Annotated in this window: 17 protein-coding genes; 13 read left to right on the top strand and 4 right to left on the bottom strand. The window is 41.9% G+C overall.

Annotated elements, in window-relative coordinates; genetic code table 11:
• Positions 1–11 precede the first annotated feature (11 nt).
• Positions 12–926 carry a divergent polysaccharide deacetylase family protein gene (locus tag PaeBR_RS17290; protein ID WP_410511773.1) on the top strand — a complete coding sequence of 305 codons (915 nt, stop codon included), beginning with the start codon at positions 12–14 and terminating at the stop codon, positions 924–926.
• Here PaeBR_RS17290 and PaeBR_RS17285 read toward each other — a convergent pair.
• The gene (locus PaeBR_RS17285; protein WP_410511772.1) at positions 913–1,623 is read right to left on the bottom strand and encodes an N-acetylmuramoyl-L-alanine amidase family protein; all 711 of its coding nucleotides are present in this window, start codon (positions 1,621–1,623) and stop codon (positions 913–915) included. The genes PaeBR_RS17290 and PaeBR_RS17285 overlap by 14 nt on opposite strands.
• A 79-nt stretch (positions 1,624–1,702) precedes the next feature.
• Here PaeBR_RS17285 and PaeBR_RS17280 point away from each other — a divergent pair, with 79 nt between their 5' ends.
• Entirely contained in the window at positions 1,703–1,891 is a 189-nt protein-coding gene (locus PaeBR_RS17280; RefSeq protein ID WP_410511771.1) for a YqzE family protein, read from the top strand.
• A 71-nt stretch (positions 1,892–1,962) separates the two neighbouring features.
• Here the strand turns inward: PaeBR_RS17280 and PaeBR_RS17275 are convergent, their stop codons facing one another.
• The 3 genes from PaeBR_RS17275 to PaeBR_RS17265 all read right to left on the bottom strand — a co-directional run bounded on the left by PaeBR_RS17275 (position 1,963) and on the right by PaeBR_RS17265 (position 5,818).
• Positions 1,963–2,970 carry a hypothetical protein gene (locus PaeBR_RS17275; RefSeq protein WP_410511770.1) on the bottom strand — a complete coding sequence of 336 codons (1,008 nt, stop codon included), beginning with the start codon at positions 2,968–2,970 and terminating at the stop codon, positions 1,963–1,965.
• A gap of 152 nt (positions 2,971–3,122) precedes the next feature.
• Entirely contained in the window at positions 3,123–4,076 is a 954-nt protein-coding gene (locus PaeBR_RS17270; RefSeq protein WP_410511769.1) for a YqhG family protein, read from the bottom strand.
• A complete protein-coding gene (locus PaeBR_RS17265; protein WP_410511768.1) occupies positions 4,073–5,818 on the bottom strand; it encodes a DEAD/DEAH box helicase in 1,746 nt (581 codons plus the stop codon). Before PaeBR_RS17265 ends, PaeBR_RS17270 begins: the two co-directional genes overlap by 4 nt.
• A gap of 274 nt (positions 5,819–6,092) precedes the next feature.
• On the opposite strand from PaeBR_RS17265, the gene PaeBR_RS17260 reads away from it, so the two are divergent.
• The 11 genes from PaeBR_RS17260 (at position 6,093) to PaeBR_RS17210 (ending at position 22,055) form a co-directional block, all read left to right on the top strand.
• Complete coding sequence (locus PaeBR_RS17260; protein ID WP_410511767.1) at positions 6,093–8,756, top strand: adenosylcobalamin-dependent ribonucleoside-diphosphate reductase; 2,664 nt, start codon at positions 6,093–6,095, stop codon at positions 8,754–8,756.
• A 230-nt stretch (positions 8,757–8,986) separates the two neighbouring features.
• A complete protein-coding gene (locus PaeBR_RS17255; protein ID WP_410511766.1) occupies positions 8,987–9,988 on the top strand; it encodes a CBASS cGAMP-activated phospholipase in 1,002 nt (333 codons plus the stop codon).
• Complete coding sequence (locus tag PaeBR_RS17250) at positions 9,988–10,956, top strand: CBASS cGAMP synthase (RefSeq protein WP_410511765.1); 969 nt, start codon at positions 9,988–9,990, stop codon at positions 10,954–10,956. Before PaeBR_RS17255 ends, PaeBR_RS17250 begins: the two co-directional genes overlap by 1 nt.
• Entirely contained in the window at positions 10,898–12,709 is a 1,812-nt protein-coding gene (locus tag PaeBR_RS17245; RefSeq protein WP_410511764.1) for a ThiF family adenylyltransferase, read from the top strand. The genes PaeBR_RS17250 and PaeBR_RS17245 overlap by 59 nt, the downstream gene beginning before the upstream one ends.
• On the top strand, positions 12,706–13,170 hold the full coding sequence (locus tag PaeBR_RS17240; protein WP_410511763.1) for a Mov34/MPN/PAD-1 family protein: 465 nt from the start codon (positions 12,706–12,708) through the stop codon (positions 13,168–13,170). Before PaeBR_RS17245 ends, PaeBR_RS17240 begins: the two co-directional genes overlap by 4 nt.
• 250 nt (positions 13,171–13,420) lie before the next feature.
• A complete protein-coding gene (locus PaeBR_RS17235; protein WP_410511762.1) occupies positions 13,421–15,220 on the top strand; it encodes a TniQ family protein in 1,800 nt (599 codons plus the stop codon).
• A gap of 173 nt (positions 15,221–15,393) precedes the next feature.
• Positions 15,394–16,038 (top strand): TnsA endonuclease N-terminal domain-containing protein, encoded by a 645-nt coding sequence (locus PaeBR_RS17230; protein WP_410511761.1) that lies wholly within the window; start codon positions 15,394–15,396, stop codon positions 16,036–16,038.
• Positions 16,039–16,042: 4 nt separating this feature from the next.
• The gene (locus tag PaeBR_RS17225; protein ID WP_410511760.1) at positions 16,043–18,148 is read left to right on the top strand and encodes a transposase; all 2,106 of its coding nucleotides are present in this window, start codon (positions 16,043–16,045) and stop codon (positions 18,146–18,148) included.
• A gap of 6 nt (positions 18,149–18,154) precedes the next feature.
• Entirely contained in the window at positions 18,155–19,165 is a 1,011-nt protein-coding gene (locus PaeBR_RS17220; RefSeq protein ID WP_410511759.1) for a TniB family NTP-binding protein, read from the top strand.
• Positions 19,166–19,319: 154 nt separating this feature from the next.
• Positions 19,320–21,017, top strand: coding sequence for a TniQ family protein (locus PaeBR_RS17215; protein ID WP_410511758.1), 1,698 nt, complete (start codon positions 19,320–19,322; stop codon positions 21,015–21,017).
• Between the two features lie 741 nt (positions 21,018–21,758).
• Positions 21,759–22,055: a hypothetical protein gene (locus tag PaeBR_RS17210; RefSeq protein ID WP_410511757.1), complete on the top strand. Its 297-nt coding sequence runs from the start codon at positions 21,759–21,761 to the stop codon at positions 22,053–22,055.
• Positions 22,056–22,064 lie beyond the last annotated feature (9 nt).

Raw genomic sequence — 22,064 nt, 5'->3', positions numbered from 1 at the left:
GAGATGACTTTATGATAAAAGAACATCTGCGCCAATGGTCCATAACGGGAAGCAGAGTAGCCGCCGCTCTGCTGCTGGCTTCTTTGGGGACAGCAGTTCCCGCTTCCAGTGCAAGCGCAGCAGACTATTATGTTGGGGCATCTACTGCGATTGTATCCCATTTCGATGTCAAACAGCAGCCGGTTAATGCCGAAGCGCTGCAGAGGAAAGAGAGATCATCCCGCAGCCGGGTAGCTCTAATTATCGACGACTTTGGAAACGGGCTACGGGGAACGGAGGAAATGTTCGCGCTTCCGATAAAGCTAACGGTAGCTGTCATGCCATTCCTGCCCACAACGAAAGCTGACGCCATAAGGGCGCATAAGCGGGGCGATGATGTTCTTTTGCATCTGCCCATGGAGCCTCGCCATGGCAAGCCGGAATGGCTTGGACCGGGAGCGGTGCTGGCGAATATGAGCGACGGCGAAATTCGCAAGCGGGTGGAAACCGCATTGGATAACGTACCTTATGCCATCGGCATTAATAATCATATGGGCTCCAGAGTGACCGGTGATGAGCGGGTAATGGGAATTGTGTTGTCGGTGTGCCAGGAAAGAGGGCTGTTTTTTGTAGACAGCAAAACCAATTACCGCTCTGTTGTCGGCAAAATGGCGCAGCAGAAGGGGTTGCCGCGTATAGAAAATCAAGTTTTTCTTGATGATACGCATACGGTGACGCATGTCTTAAGGCAAATGCGCCGGGTGCAGGAGCAAGCGATGCAATCCCGTTACTGCATATCCATCGGGCATGTTGGCATTCAAGGAAAAGAGACCGCCGCAGGGATTCGCGGCGGGATCGATCAAATGAAGGACAGCGTCGAGTTTGTGGGAATTTCAGATCTGGTCAAGGACGAATGGAAATGGAAAGCCAGCCCTACACTTCCATAAAATAAGCGGCAATTCCATTAGCGATGGCCTCGGCGATATCCTTCTGTCCACCCGGGCTGACAAGCTTGGCCCGGTCGATAGGGCTGCTGATAAACCCCGTCTCAACGATTACTGTTGTGGCGGTTATTTTTTTGAGCAGATAAAACGTCTTGCCGGGTCTAGGGCCGGTTTCTACGTTATACAGCTTGTTAAGCTGGTTTTGAATTGATTCGGCAAGCATGAAGCTGCGGCCCTCTTGACGGTATAGTACAAGCGGCCCATGCTTCGACGAAGAGGGGACCCAGTTAATATGAATACTCACGACAATGGTTGCCGGCAGGGTCTCGGCCAGCTCTTTGCGCTGAGCGAGGTCACGCAGATGCCGGGAGGAGCTGTTCAGCCAATGGTTCTCTTCACTGGGAGCATAATCACCGAACCGGTTCAAAATGGTGTTAAATCCCTCGCTGCGCAGCAGCAGAAACAGCTTGCGGGAGATAGCGAGCGTAATATCCTTTTCCAATACCTTGCCATAAGAGGTTCCGCCATCTATCCCACCATGACCGGCGTCAATCAGAATCATAGGTTGGCCATGTCCCAGTATGGACTGGGGCTGCTTGTCCTTTTTTTCCGGAGCAGCATAGGTGTAAGTGGAACCCGAACCCGTTACCAGGACAAGTAGCGCGGCGGCTAACGTGATGTACAACCGTTTGAAACTCAAAGCAAATCGCCTCCTGAACGAGATATTTTGTTAGAATGTGCTCTTTAAGGTAAAACTATGCCTAGAGGAGGTGATTTCAATGGCTTCGGGTGGGGATGAGCTGGTAAAATATATAACGGAAAAAGTAGTTGTGTACATGGAGAACCCGCGCAGCAGCCGTCTTCGTCAAGAAATACCTAAACAGCCCTGGTCGCAAAAATGGTTCGGGATGCTTCCGCTCGGTCTGTCCATCTGGCGCAGCAAGTGGAGTCATAAGAACAAGGGATGAGGACAGAAGCTAAAACAACCTTCCTTTGCCGTCGAAACGGCTCAAGGAAGGTTGTTTGGTGTTTGGCTATATTAGTTCGCTGAAGTCTTATGCAGTGTACCGTTCTCATGGAGCAGATAGAGCGGAACGAATCGTTTCCCTTGCGGACCGATGGCAGCATAAACCTTGTCAGCGTTCTGTGTCCCTGTTTCCGCTGTGTTGGTGGCGGAAGTCCACACCTGATAACCCGTGATCATAAAGGGGGCTCCGTATCTGTCATTCCGTCCGGCGGACTGAAACACTAAGCTCCCCTTCTGTTGCAGCAGGACTAAGAAAGCATCTCCACTCAGAACTGGCAGCTTGGGATTCTTTAGCCACAGTAAATCATCATACGGATCGGAGGATTGTCCGCTCCGATAGACCGTTTGAGGGGATGAAAGACCTTCCGGGTCGGAGATCCCATTCGAAGCGGCAGCTTCTGTTTTCAGTACAGCTTCCGCCTTAATAGATGTCCACGGAAGGATCTCCGGCACTGCGGCATTGATATACAGCTTTTTGCCGGCTATTGTTATTTCCCACACCGGCAGAAGCGCTGAATATAAAGGAGTCAGTCCCGGCGTACCTGAATAAGTTGATGAAATAAGTCCTTCCTGCACCAGAAACTGGCGCAGATCACTCAAACTGTAGGGAAGACCCTCATTTCCGGCCCCGTATTCGCTTAACATGTATCCGCCCTCATCCTTGGCGGCAATGACCAAATAGCCGATACGTTGTTCCCCGTTCATTACATTTACGAGCCAGCTGTGAGTACCCGGACCCAGCGGATAATATTGAACCTGCCCGGCCTTCCAACCCTTAAAGGGGTCCTCCTTCGCCAGCTTGTCTATAGTAATCTGGATGAAATCTTGAAGTGTTTGGGGAGCAGGGGATGTCTTCATAACCAAGCCGGAGGCAGCATTTTTTGTTACCGCAACCCGGCTCCCGGCCGCAGTGAGCTGTGCAGGAAAACTGAAGCCGGACACTGCAAGCCCGATACTTAGAAGCAGAAGCAAGCAAGCCTGTCGCCTTGCACTGCGCCTCTTCCGATCTTTTATGTTCATGTCAGTTGTTCACCTTTCTTTCCTGCGGATAGTCCGCAGAGGACTTCTTCTATTGTATGGGACAAGCGCTAAAAAGAGTGTTGCTTGCTGTCGTGCCTGATTCCCTTAATTCACTTGTTATTTTGCCTGCTTTTAGCGAGCGGGGTCATATTCTACGTACTTCGCAGGTGAAACAAACCGTAGGTCACCGCGGAAACTGTAATTTTGGGCTCATATTGCCAGACCGTTTCGTTGCGGCGTCTGGAATATTGCTCTTCCACGGCCAAACGTTTATCCTCTTCCGGCTCTTTCAGCTGATCTTCGTAATACACGTCAATTATTGCAAGTTCCAGCCGCAGCCGTTCACGTGCCTCTTCTGCCCAGCTGTAATCCAGCGTTGCCAGCTTCGAGGTAAGATAGGCTTCCAATCTGTCGGTACCCGCAGAAGGGGACATGGCGTAAGGCTGAATATGGACGTTCTCCGGCAGACGGGGGGTGAGCTGCAATGAACCCGAAGCCAGCTTGGCCGCAAAATCATCCATAATCACCCCGGTGGAGAGTGATATTCCGATGAAGTTCAATTGCTCGCACTTTAAATCACAAGTCATTTCTACCTTGTAGCAAACTCCGAGCCAAGGCTCGTAGGAAGCCGAGAACAAGGTGGTCCGCTGTCTGGTTCCCGGGTCCTCGAACAGATATAGACATTTGCCCTCGTCCCGGGCGGCCGTCCAGATCTGCCGAAGCCGCTTGCTGCCATAAATAATGTCCTCGCGCCTTATCATTCCCGGGCCGATCCATGGAACGGTAGGCGCTACACCGAAGTAGCGGGACAGGAGCCCGGCTTGCGGATCGGCTTGGGGGGCTCCCGCTGGCGGCGCTTTGCCGGCCGGGGCGCTCAAAGCATCGTACTTCTCCGGATCGAAGACAAAGGTAAAAGACAGAGTCTCCGGATCAACACCTGTCCGCTCGACAAAACCCCAATAGTAGGGACGGTCCGTGAGCATCCGGTCTGCTCGCGGTGACAGCTTAACCGTAACGTGATACGGAGACTTTTCAATAATGGAGCATTCTGTGGCTTCGAGATAATCCATGACTTGTGTGCGGATTTGCTGTAGGGTTAGGGTCATGATGTGCTCTCACTTTCTATGTGGATGCCTTCCTTCAAATCACTTAGCGACTGCCCGAGATGATCCACTTTACTGCGCAGCTCTTCGTCGCTCCCGGCTTCGAGTATGATTTTGTACAGACTCTTCTCCAGGGATTCTTTCTTCTCAAAGCGCTCCAGAATCACATCCAGTCCGCCAATCACCATCTCGAACATATTGATCTTCTCATGCAGCAAATGCAGAATATGCTCTTCAATGGTGCCTTCCGTGGACAGATTATAGATCACAACATCATTTTCCTGGCCCAGCCGATGAACACGTCCAATCCTCTGCTCCACCCGCATGGGGTTCCAGGGTAAATCGAAATTGATCATGTGATGGCAAAATTGCAGGTTGATGCCTTCGCCGCCCGCCTCCGTTGCAATCATCACCTGGGCGCGGCCGCGGAATAAATCCATCATCCAGTCTTTCTTGCCGCGGTTCATCCCGCCGGAATAAGGGACAGACTGCAATCCATGCTCACGGAAATACTGCAATAAATACTCCTGTGTGGCGCGGTATTCGGTGAACACAATTACTTTCTCGTTCATTTCCTGGATGAGAGAAAGGGTCGTTTCCGCTTTGGTATTCGTTTTTACAGTACGGATCTTCTGCAGCAGATCAATCATGCGGTCCCGTTTTGGAGAGTCCGGGGGCAATTTTTTCATCAAATTCACCAGAGTAATGAATACTGCATCCCGGCTGCTGCATACCTCCCGCTGTAGCGTCACCAGAGAGAGCATACTGCTGAGATTTCCGCCTGACTCCTGATATTGGTCTTTGACAAAAGAGGTTACGCTGTCATATAATACTCTCTCTTCGGGTGAAAGGATGAGCGGGATGTTGCGGACCTTTCGTTTGGTAAAAACAACAGGTCCTTCCCCGCGCCGGTTCCGGATCATGACCTTGGACAGCTCCCCTTTGAGTTGATCTTCATTCTTGGGCTGACGCTTATCCACAACAAAATTGCTGGCAAAATCGTTTTGGTTGCCCAGCTGGCCCGGCTTCAGCAGCGTAATCAGGTTAAACAGCTCGCCGAGATCGTTCTGGACGGGAGTTGCAGTGAGCAGTAAACAGTATTTTTTGCGCAGCTGCTGGACAAATTGATAGTTGGTTGTCTTCTTGTTTTTCAGCTTGTGTGCTTCATCGATAATCAGCATATCGTATTCATTATTCAGCAAAATCTCTTTATGGGGATCACGCTTCGCGGTATCCATGGAAGCAACGACGATATAATTATCCCAGGAATAGGACTTCTTCTGGGCCACGGCGGAAATGCCGAATTTGGAGTTCAGCTCGCGCACCCACTGCAAAACCAGAGAGGCAGGAACAAGGATAAGAACCTTGGAGACAAGTCCGCGCACGATATATTCCTTCAATATAAGTCCGGCTTCGATCGTCTTGCCCAGTCCGACTTCGTCAGCCAGAATCGCCCGGCCCGACATTTGGAAGAGAACCTTATGGGCCGTATCAAGCTGGTGGGGAAGAGGAGACAACCCGGACAGATGCTGCATGCACTGCAGCTCAGTGAAGCTGGTGACCAGCCCGGACTCTTCGCCCTGAACCGCGAGGCGGGACAATCTCCAGTCTCCCCAAGGGCCGCCTTTATCCAGCTTGGACTCCAGATCCTGCAGCCAACTGCGGTCAAAGGATAGAGGGACAGGTAATACAGGAGCAGACTCTGCACCCTTATGGGGCATGGAATTGCGGAATAATTGAGTCATAGAGCAGCCACCTCCAGCGCGGGTTACATAGGGATACGTAGAAGTAGTATGCGCGTAAAAGAGAGAATTCATAACCTGCTATTTTCTTTTTAATATGATAAAAAAGGAAGCAAGAGTGAGAAAAAAGCTATCTTATGTTGATTTTCGGGCAGAACGGCATCATTCTGGAAAAAGACCTGTGATACAATATGTGGTATAGTTTAAAGGCTGGCGTATACAATATATTGTGACAAATGGTTAAAATGTTGGTTGAAAGCGGAAGCACTAATCACACATGCGGGAGGTTTTTTTATTGAGTACAGTGGAACGTAAGCAGCGCCTTGAAGGCCTGAGCGAAAAAATATTTCTGGACCGTTATGCCTGGAAGGATGCAGACAGCAACAATGCCAAGGTGGGCGATGTTGTGCTCGTCCTGACCAAGGACGACCCCAAGTTCCCGACGAAGGAAGTCGGCGAAATCGTAGAGCGTAATGGCCGTATAGTTACGGTTAAGACACGCCGCGGCGAGCTTGTGCAATCCGACGTTGAGAAGCTGACGCTTAATATTGAAAAAACTCCGGAAGAAATGTGGGACCGGCTGGCAGCCGCCATGGCTTCCGTAGAGAAAACTCCCGAGCTTCAGCAGGAGTGGACAGGCAAATTCCGCAGCATCCTGGATGACTGGAAGCTTGTTCCCGGCGGCCGGATCGCCGCAGGCGCAGGAGCGAGCGAGGAGCTTACTCTTTTCAACTGCTATGTAGTGCCTTCCCCGAAGGACAGCCGTGGCGGCATCATGCAGACGTTGTCTGAAATGACGGAAATTATGGCCCGCGGAGGCGGCGTAGGGATTAATCTTTCCTCACTGCGACCGCGCCGCGCCATTGTAAGAGGAGTCAACGGTTCCTCCAGCGGCTCTGTATCCTGGGGCGGCCTGTTCAGCTATACGACCGGACTCATAGAGCAAGGCGGCAGCCGACGCGGTGCGCTGATGCTGATGATTAATGACTGGCACCCGGATGTGATGGACTTTATTACCGTGAAGCAAACGATGGGGCAAGTCACCAATGCCAACCTTTCGGTATGCGTGAGCAACAGCTTCATGAAAGCGGTCAAGGAAGATCTCGATTGGGATTTGGTGTTCCCGGATACCACGGACCCGGATTATAACGAAATTTGGGATGGCGACCTGGACAAATGGAAGGCCGAAGGCCGCAGCGTCATTCATTACCGTACCGTCAAAGCGCGTGACGTATGGCATACCATTATTGAATCGGCATGGAAGTCCGCTGAGCCGGGCGTCGTGTTCATGGAATACTACAACCAGATGTCCAACAGCTGGTATTTTAACCCGATTATTTGTACGAACCCTTGCGGGGAGCAGGGTCTTCCGGGCTGGGGCGTCTGCAATTTGTCGGCTGTGAATCTCTCCAAGTTCTATGATGAAGAGAATCATGATGTGAACTGGGAGGATTTGGCGATTACAACCCGGTATTCCGTGCGTTTCCTGGACAATGTCATTGACAAGACCCCTTATCATTTCCCGGAAAATGAAGCCAATCAGAAGCTGGAACGCCGAGTCGGTCTTGGAACTATGGGACTGGCGGAGCTGATGATCAAACTGAATATCCGTTACGGCAGCCCGGAATCTTTGGAGTTCTTGGACAAGCTGTATGGCTTCATGGCACGCGAAGCGTATCTTGCCTCTGCGGAAACTGCCGGTGAGAAGGGCTCATTCCAGGCCTTTGATACCGAAAAATATCTGCTGAGCGGCTTTATGAAAAATATGACCGAAACCTACCCTGAAGTTGGCGCAGCCATTCGTGAGCATGGAATGCGCAACGTGACCGTGATTACCCAAGCGCCAACAGGCAGCACGGGTACAATGGTAGGTACATCAACCGGCATTGAGCCGTATTTTGCCTTCAAATATTACCGTCAAAGCCGTCTCGGCTTCGATGAGCAGTTCGTGCCGATTGCAGAGGAGTGGCTGGAAGCCCATCCGGGTGAAGAGCTTCCCGATTACTTCGTGACTTCCATGGATTTGTCAGCCAAGGATCACATTCGCGCCCAAGCAGCCATTCAGCGCTGGGTGGACAGCTCCATTTCCAAGACCGCGAACTGTCCGTCCGACTTCACCGTTGAAGAGACCAAAGAGCTGTACGAAATGGCCTTTGATCTGGGCTGCAAAGGCGTAACGATCTACCGTGACGGAAGCCGTGACATACAAGTGCTGCAAACCGAGAAGAAGGAAGACAAGAAGGATGCTCCTGTAAAAGAAATTGTTGAACCGGCGGTTTCCGAAGCAACTGCTTCTGCTGCAACAAATTCGGCAGTGTCCGCAAGCCCTGCACCGCAAGCCAATGCTAATGTGCTGGACAAACAATACAAGAAACGCCCGCAGATCCTGCGTGGTGCAACCTATAAGATCAACACGCCATTCGGTATGGCCTATATTACAATCAACGATCTGGACGGAACTCCGGCGGAGATCTTCCTGAACGTAGGCAAGGCGGGTTCTGACGTATTCGCCATGGCGGAAGCACTGGGGCGTGTCTGCTCCTTGTTCCTCCGTTATGGAGATCACGGCGAGAAGGTTGAACTGTTGATCAAGCATCTGAAAGGCATCGGCGGCTCCGGCGCCATCGGCTTCGGCGCGAACCGCGTAGAGTCCATTGCCGACGCCGTTGCCAAGGCACTGGAGACCCATGTGCTGAACAACACCCAGGACGATCACATCCCTGCACCAATCGCAGCAACACTTGAACTGGAGGATTTCACGGAGGCATTGAATGCCGAACTGAAAGCCGCAAACGTCACAGACGATAGTCACGGTGGGCATAGCGCACATAATCATGCTACAGCCTCGCGCGACCTCTGCCCATCCTGCGGCAGCGCCTCGCTGGTGAATGTCGAGGGATGTAAGACGTGTAGTAATTGCGGGTATAGTCGGTGCGGGTGAGTTGAGAAATATTCTTTGCCCGTTATTCATTTGTGATTTTTCATTTTAAATGAGAAATGTTTCATTTTAAACGATAAAACTGTTTCATTTGGCTGAGAATTCGAAATTCAATTCATACACATGCATATTTATACACTACACCATGAACACGGCAGATTATTATTTTCTCATGCCGTGTTCTTTTTTTATAGCCATTATGTAACTTTGGGATTTTTTAAGGGGGAAGTCAGTTGAATTCAAACTGTTACAAAATTTTGGCGATAGACGGAGGTGGAATTAAAGGCCTCTACTCAGCTGTAATTCTATCGCATTTTGAGGATAGGTTTGGACCCATCCATCGCCATTTTAACTTAATTTGTGGAACTTCTACTGGTGGAATCATCGCCTTGGCACTTGCCTCAGGGATTAAAGCATCTGAAGTAGTTAGATTTTATACTGAAATGGGTCCGAAAATATTTCCTTACCATAATAAGTGGAGAAGAAAATTTCATTTTGGTAAGTCGCTCCTTTTCACTTCAAAGTATAAGGATATTGCTTTAAAATCTGCACTAGAGGGTGTTTTTGGAGACAGACGAGTTGGAGATTGCAGCACAAATGTTCTAATTCCTACTTTTAACATTACGACTGGGGAGCCGTATGTGTTTAAATCAGATCACGTGCCAGCTCTTACTCGTGATAAAGACCGATTGCTTACGGATGTAGCACTTGCGACATCAGCAGCGCCGACTTATTTTCCTATTGCAGAAATGCAAACTATGAAGGGCACTGAGCAATTCATTGATGGCGGTGTTTGGGCTAATAATCCTTCCTTACTTGGGATCACAGAGTTCCTGACTCATTACAATGACGATAACAGGTACCATAACTATGCTCTTTTATCGGTATCATCACTAAATGAGCGAGTACGATTTCCAGATCACTTGAAAGTTAAAAAACGAATGTCCTTTTTCAAATGGAACCAGGATTTATTTTCGTTGATGATTGATTCTCAAAGTGGGGCAACCCATAACTTCATCAATTATCTGTTGCGTTCTTCAGTAGGAGGGGAATATTTAAGAATTCCCAGTACAGAGCTAACTCCAGCTCAAAAAGGCTATATATCCTTGGATTATGCTTGCAAGAAATCTCTCAAGATCATGGAACAAAAAGGAATGGAGAAAGCAATAGAGTGGATTGATAAAGCTGAGTTACAAGCGTTTTTCGAAGTTAACAATAAGGAGGCGACAGCCTAATGTCAGATTGTCACGATTTGTTTACTGCGTTCCATGAAAAGATTTATTTGCATTCTGACAAGAAAAAGAGCTTGCGTTCATCACGTAATGCTATAAGGAGCAAAATAAGAAAGTATTTCAAAGATACGCTTAAGCTAACTGAGCCTAAATTTTACGGGCAAGGTTCTTACATGATGAATACTACAATAAATCCAATTGATGAGGAATATGATATTGATGATGGTATTTACCTGCAACATCTTGAAGATGTTGATGGAGATGATTGGCCAACCCCTTCAACAGTCCATAATTGGGTGATTGAAGCAGTAGACGGGCACACAGACACAGACCCATTAGATAAGAATACGTGTGTTCGTGTGATCTACAAAGCTGAGTACCATGTTGATCTCCCTATATACGTAATGCAGGGGGACCATCCTAAGCTCGCACATAAAAATAAGGGTTGGATCGATAGTGATCCAAAGCTTCTAACCGAGTGGTTTAATAATGAAGTTTCTGAAAAAGGCAACCAGTTAAAACGTATAGTTCGTTATCTTAAGGCTTGGAAGGACTATAAAAATAGCGATCCTAAGTTGCCAAGTGGGATGATTCTTACCATTTTGGCAGCGAATCACTATGTTGAAGATGACCAAGATGATGCAGCATTTGCAGCAACTGCAAAAGCCATCCATCAAGCTTTGTCCGAGTCGTTCAGTTTATCAAGACCGGTTTTTCCAAGTGAAGAGTTGATCGCAGATTGGTCAACGACAAAGCAGGATAATTTTTTGAACAAACTAGATAGCTTAATCAAAAAAGCAGGCCAAGCACTGGAACAAAACGACAAAGCCAAAGCAGCTGGTAAGTGGATAGACGTATTTGGAGACCGCTTTCCAGAGTTTGAACCACCAGAGAAAGAGGAACAGGAATCGAGTGCTGCGCGCACATTCGCATCTCCTCCAATTTTGGGTAACCATGGAAGATCAGCTTAGTTTATCTGAATACTACGATGGAGTGATAGAAGTTGTATCACTCCATCTCATTAAGCACTATGAAGCACAAATAGTTAAGGTCGACGATGTGAGAAGATTTGCGCGATCTTTTCACCTTCGAAAAAACGGTCAAGCAATAGTATTATCGATACCTTATTTGTTTCCGGATGTATTCCCTACAGTTCATGTGCCACAATCATATTTTTCTAGGCTTTATCCGATTCCTCATTTGGATATTACCCGTAATCTGTGTTGTTTTGATCCAGAAGAGGCTCATCCTAATGCAGAAAATCCACTAGGTGTGATAGATGAAGTCATTAATCGTGCTTTCTCCCTTATAGAGGCTGGAATAAGGAGAGAGAACATGACTGATTACTTAGATGAATTTGATTCTTATTGGGGCCAACATACCAATGGTACAATTTTATCAATGATTGATCTGACTAATTCATTAAAAGAGGTTGAACTGATAGATTTTATTCACCCAACATTTGGGGCTGGTACTATAGCTGTTGACAGCATACTTGAAGGAATCAAATGGCTGAAAAACATAGGCTCGGTAGCAGAGCCTGCCAACAAAAAGGCTCTTTATCTACCATTAAAGTCCCTTGGTACACCACCATATCCAAATACTAATGGGGAGTTAATAAAAAGATTACGTCAGTTCGACCCAGAACTTATTAATCCATTATTCCAATTCATGAATAAGCACACCCGCCCAACATCAATTATGTTCTCTATAACTACTACAAAGGGACAAATATTAGGAATATGGGAACATCAGATGCCCCGGCAAACAGCCCCCTCGGCATACATTAAGAAGCGCAAAAAACAGAAGGCTGTTGACGGATTCCGAAAAGGAATGACAAACGCCAGAATGGAACTGAATTTTTTTCGACAGGTTCCTTTAGTGAAATACTCAGTAATTCGTGTAGACAAGGAAAGAATTATGCATCGTGGCGGTGATGGTGAAGTAAAACCTCAGGAGAAGGTTGCATTGCTCGGGTGTGGCTCAATTGGCAGCCATATTGCACAGTCTCTAAGTGATATGGGGATTACTGAACTCTTACTCGTTGACAAAGATAAACTCTCCTTTGAAAATATAGCTCGGCATTTATGTGGGGCGATTGATGTTGGTAAAAATAAGGTAGATGCTGTAAGCCAACATCTTACCTCACGCTTACCTCATAGCCGTCATGCTATATATAATGAGGACATTCTAAAAATATTACGTGATTACCAATCTATACTAAATCAATATGAATTGGTGATTGTTGCAGTTGGAAATCTTCCTATTGAATTAAGACTTAACGACCTCCAGAAAAAAGGAATAATTCACAAACCAATTCTTTATGTTTGGGTAGAGCCTTTTTTAGCGGGTGGACATGCATTATATGTGAATCCTAATAACGAAGGTTGCTTACGTTGTTTGTTTGACCGTGACCATATTTTTAAGCAAAACATCCTTATTAATCCTGGCCAATATGCAATCCGAGAAGCAGGTTGTCAGAGTACTTATTTTCCTTATAGTGTTGTTGAAGTTAAACGTTTTATTAACGATCTCATGTATTTTGTCGAAGATATTAATTCTGAAAAAATAAATCAAAACATTTTATTTACTTGGTTGGGTGATTTGTCTAAGCAACGGAATAATGGGAGAAAGATATCTTCACGTTGGGGGTTGGCTAATGATTACACAACTAGACGAGTTCCTCTTTCTGAATTTCAAAGATGTGAGGGATGCCAATCTTGAAGTATGCGTTTGGGAAAATGGAAGTAATTATAAATGAAGAAGTTCTAAGGATTTTCGAGAGTTACCGCCAAGTCAGGAAAGATCAACACGAGTCTGGAGGAATTCTGCTCGGTCGTGTTTATATGGATAGAATTGTAATCGAACATGTAAGTGAGCCTTCTGAAACGGATAGATCAGGGAGGTGCTTTTTTGAACGTGATGTAAAAACAGCTCAGCAAATCGTGGATAAAAATTGGGAAGAATCAGGGGGACAAATCATTTACCTTGGAGAATGGCATACACATCCAGAGGCAGTCCCCCATCCCTCTTTAACAGACAGAAAGTTGATTTCAAGTATGATACGTGATTCGAGAATGGAAATTGATTTTTTGTTTATTGTTATAATTGGGTGGATTGATTTCTATTTCGCTGCACAGATAAAGAGTGGTCGTTTACTGCAACTTAAACAACTGGGACAATGATTAATTCAATGAAGGCAAAAGCAGCGGGGAAAAATAGAACTTTGGAATGATATATGGTAAAGTCTATGATCGGTTTTTTTTGAAGACATTAAAAGAATAGTGACTTTTACAAGTTGGACGTTCCATTTTATTGGAGCGTCTTTTTATTTAGATAATCATTTATTGAGTGTCTAGTTGGGTGTTCTGCTTTAATTATAAAGTAAGGGTGGTTTTGATATTATATAAGCGAATTGAAGGGAGGAAAGAAGCATTGGAATCAGCATTACTTATTAGGCCTATGATGTATGAGCACGAAAGCCTTAGAGGTTATATTTTGAGGATTTCAGAGGCAAATCATTACCAAGACTCAAAAATGTTATTTCGACTAGCTGGTCTACAGAAATATAATAAATTTTTAAATTTATTGATTCCTGAAAATGAGTTGAATTTAGAAATCATAGAAAGATTGATTTTAAAAACTAATTTAGAAGAGAAGGTATTACTAAAACAAATAGGGGCTGAAGAAGTATTAAAAAATGAAGGGATACGATTTAATTTATGGAGGTACGCAACTTGTGCGCATGAACAAAGATTTTGCCCGATTTGTTTTCTAGAATGTCCCTATCATCAAGATTTATGGGAACTATCATTGTTTACAGTTTGTCCGATTCATAACTGTTATATGATTGATAGATGTTGTAATTGTAATTCTAAGATCAACCCTTACCGGCAAAGACTAGTTCATTGTAAATGTGGATTTGATTTTAGAGATTCCGAAATTAAGCATATAGAATCGCCTTTTTCAAATTATTTTTATAAAAGATTTTATAAAACTGGAGAACTTCCGAAAGATTTAAACGTAACTAATGAATTAACTTTTAGTTCATTTTTGTATTTAATGATAATAGTTACAAGATGGGTTAATGGTACCTTTAACAAAAGAAACACTAATAATTTCTCTAAATCAATTATGGAAAGTGGCTTGAATTTCAAGCTTGATATCAGTTTAGATATCTTTCGAGATTGGCCAGTCAGATTTTATGAATTTATTGATTTTTTGCGTTTAAATGAAAAGGATAATAATCAGAACGTAACTAGTTATAACAAAATAAGGACCTTAATATTGAAAAATTTAGAATACCCTGAATTTCATTTCGTTCGGGAAGCATTTGATTTTTATTTGCTTAATTATTTTGAAACAGGATACTCAGAGGGAATCAAAAGTGATATAACTATCCTAAATAAAAACCATAAACGAATGATTGCTTCTACTAAACGTAATTTTCATAAGGCATTTACTGAGGGGACATCTCGGAAAGAAATTGCGGAGGTACTTGGGGTAGGTTTAGATCAAATTGATAATCTGATTCAAAAAAAAATACTGAACCCAATCCATGGTACAGAAGTTGATGGAAATCCATATATTCTTTTTGACAAAAAAGAAGTGATATCTATGTTAGAAAATATTGAACAAAATGCTGATTATCATAATGTAAACCTAGAAGAATCACTTACCTTTTATAAGTGTGCTAAATTTTGTGAATTTTACGATATGAATTTAGCTGATTTTGTAAATGAACTTGTTTGCGGGTCAATAAGAGCTACTAAAATAGGTGATGGAATAGGGCTAAATCGTTTTTATTTTAACAAAAGGAAAATTGAAGAATTTTTAATGGGAGAATATCTCACAATAAAGCAGATTTCAACAAAATTGAAGGTGAAAAGAAGTAGTGTTGAACGTTGGGTTAAGTTAGGTTACATCCAAGTTTCGAAATCGTTTAGAAAAGGTAAATTTCAACTAATTTCTTCTAAAGAGTATGGATATTTTAGAGAAAACTACATTCCTGCAGTTGAAATCGTTAGAGCGCATAAGACAATAAACTCTACAGAAAAACTATTGAACGAATTATCAGGTATAGGAATAAAGCCACATAATAAAAAGGTTCTTCCAGGTGACGTGTATTTACTTGAAGTTGATAGAAAATTGATTGAATATATGGAAGAAATGTGTTCGGCGAGTATAACTAAAAGGAGGCATCCTGCGTTAGGGGATTATTGTTATATCAAATAACCAAGGCATACCAGGAAGGGGGATTAATCATTCATATATTTTGCATTGAAATGCAGAGCCTGTTCTTTTTCTGTTGCAAATAAGACCACTCATTGTAACTCTTTTTTACTTTTACTATCATTTTAGGTTTAGAAAATTAATAGAATGGTAAAATTACTAGAGAGGTGATTTTTATGGAAAAGCCAGCTCGAAAAATTAAAGCCAGTAGGGGAAAGCATCATCGTTTTCAGGTTCCCTTTCTAAGAACGAAATCAATGATTCTTTGTGAGAGTAGTATAGAGCGAGACTATGTTAAAGTTCTTGATTTTGATCCTTCAATAGTGAAAGTCATCAGTCAGCCAATAAAAATCACTTATATATATCGAGGAAAAAAACGTAAATATTATCCGGATTTCAAAGTTATCACGATTACGGGTGAAATATGGATCATTGAGATAAAGCCAGAAGGGAAACTTAGAACGGAAGAAAATTTGATCAAATATGCCGTTGGACAGTCGTATTGCAGCCAATTGGGCTGGGAATATAAGATTGTAACGGATACTTTAATCAGACCCGGCTATTTTCAAAAAAACTTAAGTCTACTTCGTAGTTTAGGCACTCAACCTGTAGAGACCAAAGATCTACTATATATTACTCAAAAGTTGATGGATTTAGAAAGATGTAAAATAAGTGAATTGAGAGGGAGATGTAGCGAACTCGAAACTGAAAACTTCTACAAAGCAATCTACTCGCTAATTTATCATCACAACATATACACGGATTTAATTAGTCAGGAGTTAAATGATGAAGCAGAAGTTAGCATCCAACTGGAGGTGTAAGTGAATGGAAGGTTTCGCTTTATTTCCTGGAGTCCAGTTTTTAATGAATGAGCAGAAATATGTTATTCGTAAGTATCTGGATAATGACGACATGGAGCTTTCTAATTTATCTTATGATAATAAAGTAGAGATTTTTTCAATGAACGAATTATTAGTGGCTTGGTTTGAAAAACGGCTTCTTCCAAAGAAAGAATCTACTTATCAACTGCTGCCCCGCATGTCCGATCCTGATCTGTTATCCAATGAGGAACGTGAAATTATGGAGAGTCGATATAAAGTATTAAATCCTGTTATTTCAGGTGAAATAAAACCAGCAGACATTCAGAGGTACATTGATTCGCTACCAGCTAATCTGAAGCTGAGTATTGGTTCAGTATCTATGCTATATAAGTGGAAAAAAAGATATTTAGAGACGTGTGATAAAAGGTCCTTAATTTCTACAGGTCGTTTTAGAAAGCGTGGCTATTATACCGACCCAATCAATGTTTCAATTATTGAGACATTACTTCGAAATGAAGAGAAAACTGGACTTGAGACAAGTATTCGAGATAAATGGATTGAATTGAAGGAGCAAGTAAAGGAATACAATAGATTACGTGAAAAAATAGATCAAATTAAAGCATGTAGTCAAACGACAGTTTTCCGTATTGTGCAAGATAAGACAAATAGCTATCAAAAAGATCGATCAAGACATGGGCCCGTACAAGCAGCTTTAAATAAAAGCGGATCTACTACAGAGATTGATGTTGAACGTCCTCTACAAAGAATCGAAGTTGATTGGACTCCCCTTGATATACTAATAGTTGATTTAGAGACGTTAAAACGTGTTCGTTACTATCTTATCTATGCTATTGATGTTTTTAGCGACTATCCTCTTGGTTTTTATATTTGTCCTAACGAGCCCCAGACGAAAGATATCAAACAATGTCTCCTTCACGCCATGCTACCTAAAGTTCACCTCAAGAAACTCTACCCTCAGTTAAAACATGACTGGACAGCATTTGGTCGTCCTGAGGTAGTCGTTGTAGACAATGCCAAAGTTAATGAATCCGAGGATCTTAAGGATTTGCTTGGATTAATTGGTGTTGAACTTCAGTATTGTCCAGTTCAAACGGGTCACCACAAAGGAACCATCGAGAGAGCATTAAAAAGGATCAATCATATAATTCACCAATTTCCTGGTACAACATTCTCTAATCCACAAGAAAGATCACAGTATAAATCAGAAAAAAATGCCTGTATAGATTTGCTTACATTGTACAATATCATTCACATTATTTTTATTGATAAAATTGCTAACGATTATAGCATTGCAGTTGGAGGGACTCCTGATTTTATATGGAAGCAAGGACTAAAAGAAATGAATGTTCAAAGACAACTACCATATAGCAAAGAAGAATTGATAATATTATTGGGATCTGGGATAGAACCTCGGAAGATCACCAATAAAGGGATCGAGATTCAATCGCAACATTATAACAGTTCATTACTCATGGAGTTGGCTGATCGTAAAAAACGAAGAAAAGATACAGAGCACGTCAGGGTCCGTTTTAATATGGCAGACATGAGAACAGTATACATCTACGATGAAGAAAACCAGCAATATATTGAGGCATACCCAACCGGTAATAGTTTGAAGAATAAAAAGATCAATGACTCTTATCCGGTTCACTATGAGCAATTACATGCTTATTCTTATAACAATGAGAATGCCTATCGTGAGTTTGACACATCTGATTTGGCCGCTGCAGATCGAGCTATTTCTAAACTGATTACTGATAGTAAAAGGCGTCTGAAAAAAATTGAACAGTTACCTAAAGATAAACGAGCACAAATCATGTCAAAAAATCTAGCTGCTATTCAAGTTACCTTTGATGCTCAATTAGCACCGAGTGACTTGGAGTCAATTCGTTTAGTCGATGAATCGCTCGAATACGTTGAGGACAATAAGCAGATACTTTCCAAACGGAAAAAAAGCAATGGAAAACAAAAAAATACAAAATCAGAATCAAATACACCTTCAATAGGTCAATCAATTTTCGAGGATCTCGATATTGAATTAGAAGAATACGATACGATTATTCGTAAAAAATCGAATGAGAGTGGGTAGAAAATTATGGTGAAACCCATCTTTGAGCCTCTTAATGGGAAGCGAGTATCAGTTAGTGAGTACAATCTAAGGATAGCGCATGTCGAATCTATATTAGTCATGCACCCTAAATTTTCCGAGGTACTCTTAGAGTTAGAAGAAATTCATGAACTCTCTAAAGATAGTTTAATAACAGAACAATTATGTATTATTGGTCCTACCGGAGCCGGAAAGTCAACTTTGGTCGAACTGTATGTATCCAATTATCCAAGAAAAGAGGAAACAGAACGAACCGTTATTCCGGTATTGCTCCTAAAAGTCCCTCCAAGGGCTCGCTCACCTAAAGTCTTGGCTTCAAAAATTCTTAGAATAATGGGAGATCCACTTTTTGATAAAGGTACAGAAGAAAATATGACTAACCGAATCCAACATTTTGTCAAAGCTTGTGATATTCAGATGATTATTCTAGATGAATTTCATCATTTAATTGATCGTGATACAGATCATGTTCTTGCTACTGCCTCCGACTGGCTCAAAACTTTTATTGATGAGGTAAACATTCCAGTAGTACTTTGTGGGTTGCCTGTGTCAGAACGAATATTCGAACATAATGAGCAATTAGATGGGCGTTACCCTAATCGGGTTGTGCTACCACCTTTTTCTTTCTCTTCTAAAGAACAAATTATTGAGTTTAGGAAATTCCTGGTATCGATTGATAAACTATTACCGTTTTCGAACCTTTCACATATATCCGATCCTGAGATTGCTGCTAAAATTTATTATTTCTCATCGGGTATTCCTCGATACATCATGCGCTTACTTAAACAAGCAACAAAATATGCACTCAAAAAGGGAGACGATCAAATAAGCGAGATCGATTTACGAGATGCCTTTGATAGAATTACGCGCTCTACTCGTCCATATGCAATAAATCCCTTCGAACAAAATAGATTTGATTTAATGGAGGAAATAGAGAAGGAGCAAAAACTTCAGGCTAATCTCTTTCAAGCTTCGCCCGAGAAAAATAAGAGGAGGTGAGTGACTACTACAATCACAAGTTGTTGGCAATATGGTGTTTCATAAATTTCTACGCTACTAACCCTACTAAATCTGTAGGGCTTTTTTTTATAGTAGAGTATATTCTTTTAATTTGGAAATAATAAATGGTAGAAACCAAATTAGGAGGAGTAAGATGCAGTTTCTTTTGAGACCTCAATTAAATGAGGAGGAGAGTCTGACCGGCTATATAGAACGTATCGTATACCAAAATCAATATCAAACTAGTTTAGGTATTTACAATCTGCTAACATCTTCAACAAGGGATCTTCAAAATAATATATTTGAGAAGGAAGATACGGTTATTTTGGGACGATTAACTAATGAAACAATGGATCGTTTATACTCTCGAAGCTACTCGAAATGGAATAAAAATCAAGAATCTGGTAAAAAGTATATCCTCAGAAATAAAGTTAAGTTTTGTTCAGAATGCCTAAACTTAAAAGGCATCCATCAGTACATATGGGGATTTCATCCAGTTTGTATGTGCGTGGAACATCAACAAATTCTCATTGATCATTGTCCCAAATGTCACAAAAATTTTACTTTACACGAAATACTGCAGTTAGGAAGTTGTAAACGGTGCGGTTATCAATTATTAACTCCTAATGAAAACAGATATAAACCTACACCCTTTTACATGTCTTCCCAAGCACTAATTCAACGTTGTTTTCTTGAGGATGATCCTGTATTAAATGATATCGGAATAATAGAAGTCGAACAGTTTTTTCGTTTAGCTGAGCTTTCTTTTCATATTCTAGAGGGACTGCAGAGCTTCATTGATAATCAGCCCATTCCAATACACACATTTTCAAATAAACGAAATGGGAATTTGGATAATCTAAAACACCTAGTTTCTTGGGGGAATTTCATATGGATGTATCAAGATTTTCCAACCCACTATTATCAAGTGCTAAACGAGTTTTCCAAGAAAAATAAAGGAACAATGTATGAGCAGAAAGTTAGATATGAACAAGGACTGATTGCAAAAGAATTTTCATGGATAAGAAATGCTTATGAACAGTTTTGGATTCAAAAATTGAATGAAGGCGCTATACGAAAAGATTTTTCCATATTTAAAAATAATAAAGATTTGCTAAGACAGCGAGTGTCGCTTCGTAGAGAAGAAGTGAAGAATGAAACAGGAATGTGTTACGGAAAAATAAAACATCTCCAACAAATTGGTAGACTTGAAATGAAGTCAAATCCGTTTGGAGTGCATCAGAGGTATATCGTTAATCAAACGTCTCTGAACAAGTTGATTGAAGAGAGGGATAGTTACATACATAAACATGATGCTGCTTCAATTCTTGGGATCACACGTGAGTCGGTTGCTCATTTGATTAATGAAGAAATTCTTAAGGAGGTTGTTACTCCATATGTAACTCACAAGATGATATTAAAACGAGACATAGAAGAGTTGCTTTTAGATTGCTCAGGTCCTTATCAACGTTCCTTCCGTGGGATTTCTTTTCACGAAGCATTAATAAAGTACTCTGTTAACGGTCTTAAGATAATAGATCTGATTCGATTCACAAGAGCGGGTTTGATTCATCCAAGAAGGAGATGTTTTAGCGGAACACTTGCTGATGCTTTGTATTCTGAGTATGAATTGGAAAAGTGTATCGCAAAGTTGAAAAACGAGCGACAGGAAGTAAAAGGATATTATTTATCTGAAGTGATGAAAATAATGCATATTGGAGAGAAGAAACTGAAATTGTTACTTCAAGATAAGGGGATTATACCTGACCAAACGGTTGTATTTAAGGATGGACGAAAAAGATATTTGTTTACTCAGGAAAAGATAGAAGAAATACGAAAAGCTTTGGATTAAGTTTACGATTGAGATAATACATGGTGATGTGAAAAATCGACTTAATAAATGATTTAAAGAGTGATCTCTTTTTTCACAGGCGTTGGCTGAAGTATAGGACTTCCGTCAAGAAAGTGGATGAAAAAGTGAATAATGCGGTTTTTCTCTTTTTGAACTTTGCTGCAAACTGGACAGGGGGAAAAAATCAGCGCACCATTGACTCGCTTTCGGTTATAAAAAAGAGCAAACTGGCCAGATATAGCCGGCCTTCTCGGTGGGGAATGACATATTGTATGTGACCCAGATTTTATTAGGCTTGGTCTTTATGGATTTCTGATTCAACAGCTTCGTGATAATGGGCAAATCGTGATTGGAATCGGTCGTCTTTACACAAGTAGACGTGCAGTGCACAGCCCAGTCGTATTTAGCTTTTCTGAACACCGTTCTAAACAACTACCCTTTAAAATTGTTAGTTGAACTTATAGAAGATTAAAATTTTAAAGGAGAGAGTACTATATGTCAAATTTAATAATTCGGCCAATTGGAGATATGTCTCATGATTTGGCAGGGCTAGAGGACGGTTTTGTCGAAATGTTTTCTATGTTTTTTGTTTTAACAGAGGACTATATTTATGCTTTTATAAGGGTGATAATAGTGAAGAGGGATTGAGTTAAACTTTAAGGAAAGTATTTAAAGAACGATATGTATTTTTCAAAGTTTCGCTATTATAAGTGTGAGTTAATTAAAATGGAGGCTAACCTAGTGAATGTATTAACATATGCAGAGTATTCGAAAATTTTCAAAAATCCAACTGTTAAAGAGATTCTAAAGCAGAAATACAATGAAACGGAAGTTGTGGTTTTAGCGAGAATATTATCGAGACTAGGATTTAATGATAGTAGCAAACATAGTAAAGACAATGAAAAAATTATTAGTGAATTTATTAGAGAATCTAAAATAAATAAAAAACATAAAAAAAGTTATAAAAGAATAAAGTATCTTGAAACTAGGGCGTGTCTGAAAACTAGATATTGCTTCAAAAACGTAACCGTAGCATAATTTTACAAG

It is taken from the genome of Paenibacillus sp. BR2-3 (assembly GCF_046529485.1).
In the GTDB taxonomy this organism is placed as follows: domain Bacteria; phylum Bacillota; class Bacilli; order Paenibacillales; family Paenibacillaceae; genus Paenibacillus_AQ.
The sequence above is the reverse complement of the archived record's forward strand: the minus strand, read 5'-3'. Positions and strand labels throughout refer to the sequence as shown.

Bases quoted from the DNA above. Each gene is read 5' to 3' on its own strand.
- PaeBR_RS17290 (WP_410511773.1), top strand. From the start codon at position 12: ATGATAAAAGAACATCTGCGCCAATGGTCCATAACGGGAAGCAGAGTA.
- PaeBR_RS17280 (WP_410511771.1), top strand. From the start codon at position 1,703: ATGGCTTCGGGTGGGGATGAGCTGGTAAAATATATAACGGAAAAAGTA.
- PaeBR_RS17275 (WP_410511770.1), bottom strand. From the start codon at position 2,970: ATGAACATAAAAGATCGGAAGAGGCGCAGTGCAAGGCGACAGGCTTGC.
- PaeBR_RS17270 (WP_410511769.1), bottom strand. From the start codon at position 4,076: ATGACCCTAACCCTACAGCAAATCCGCACACAAGTCATGGATTATCTC.
- PaeBR_RS17265 (WP_410511768.1), bottom strand. From the start codon at position 5,818: ATGACTCAATTATTCCGCAATTCCATGCCCCATAAGGGTGCAGAGTCT.
- PaeBR_RS17260 (WP_410511767.1), top strand. From the start codon at position 6,093: ATGCGGGAGGTTTTTTTATTGAGTACAGTGGAACGTAAGCAGCGCCTT.
- PaeBR_RS17250 (WP_410511765.1), top strand. From the start codon at position 9,988: ATGTCAGATTGTCACGATTTGTTTACTGCGTTCCATGAAAAGATTTAT.
- PaeBR_RS17230 (WP_410511761.1), top strand. From the start codon at position 15,394: ATGGAAAAGCCAGCTCGAAAAATTAAAGCCAGTAGGGGAAAGCATCAT.
- PaeBR_RS17225 (WP_410511760.1), top strand. From the start codon at position 16,043: ATGGAAGGTTTCGCTTTATTTCCTGGAGTCCAGTTTTTAATGAATGAG.
- PaeBR_RS17220 (WP_410511759.1), top strand. From the start codon at position 18,155: ATGGTGAAACCCATCTTTGAGCCTCTTAATGGGAAGCGAGTATCAGTT.
- PaeBR_RS17215 (WP_410511758.1), top strand. From the start codon at position 19,320: ATGCAGTTTCTTTTGAGACCTCAATTAAATGAGGAGGAGAGTCTGACC.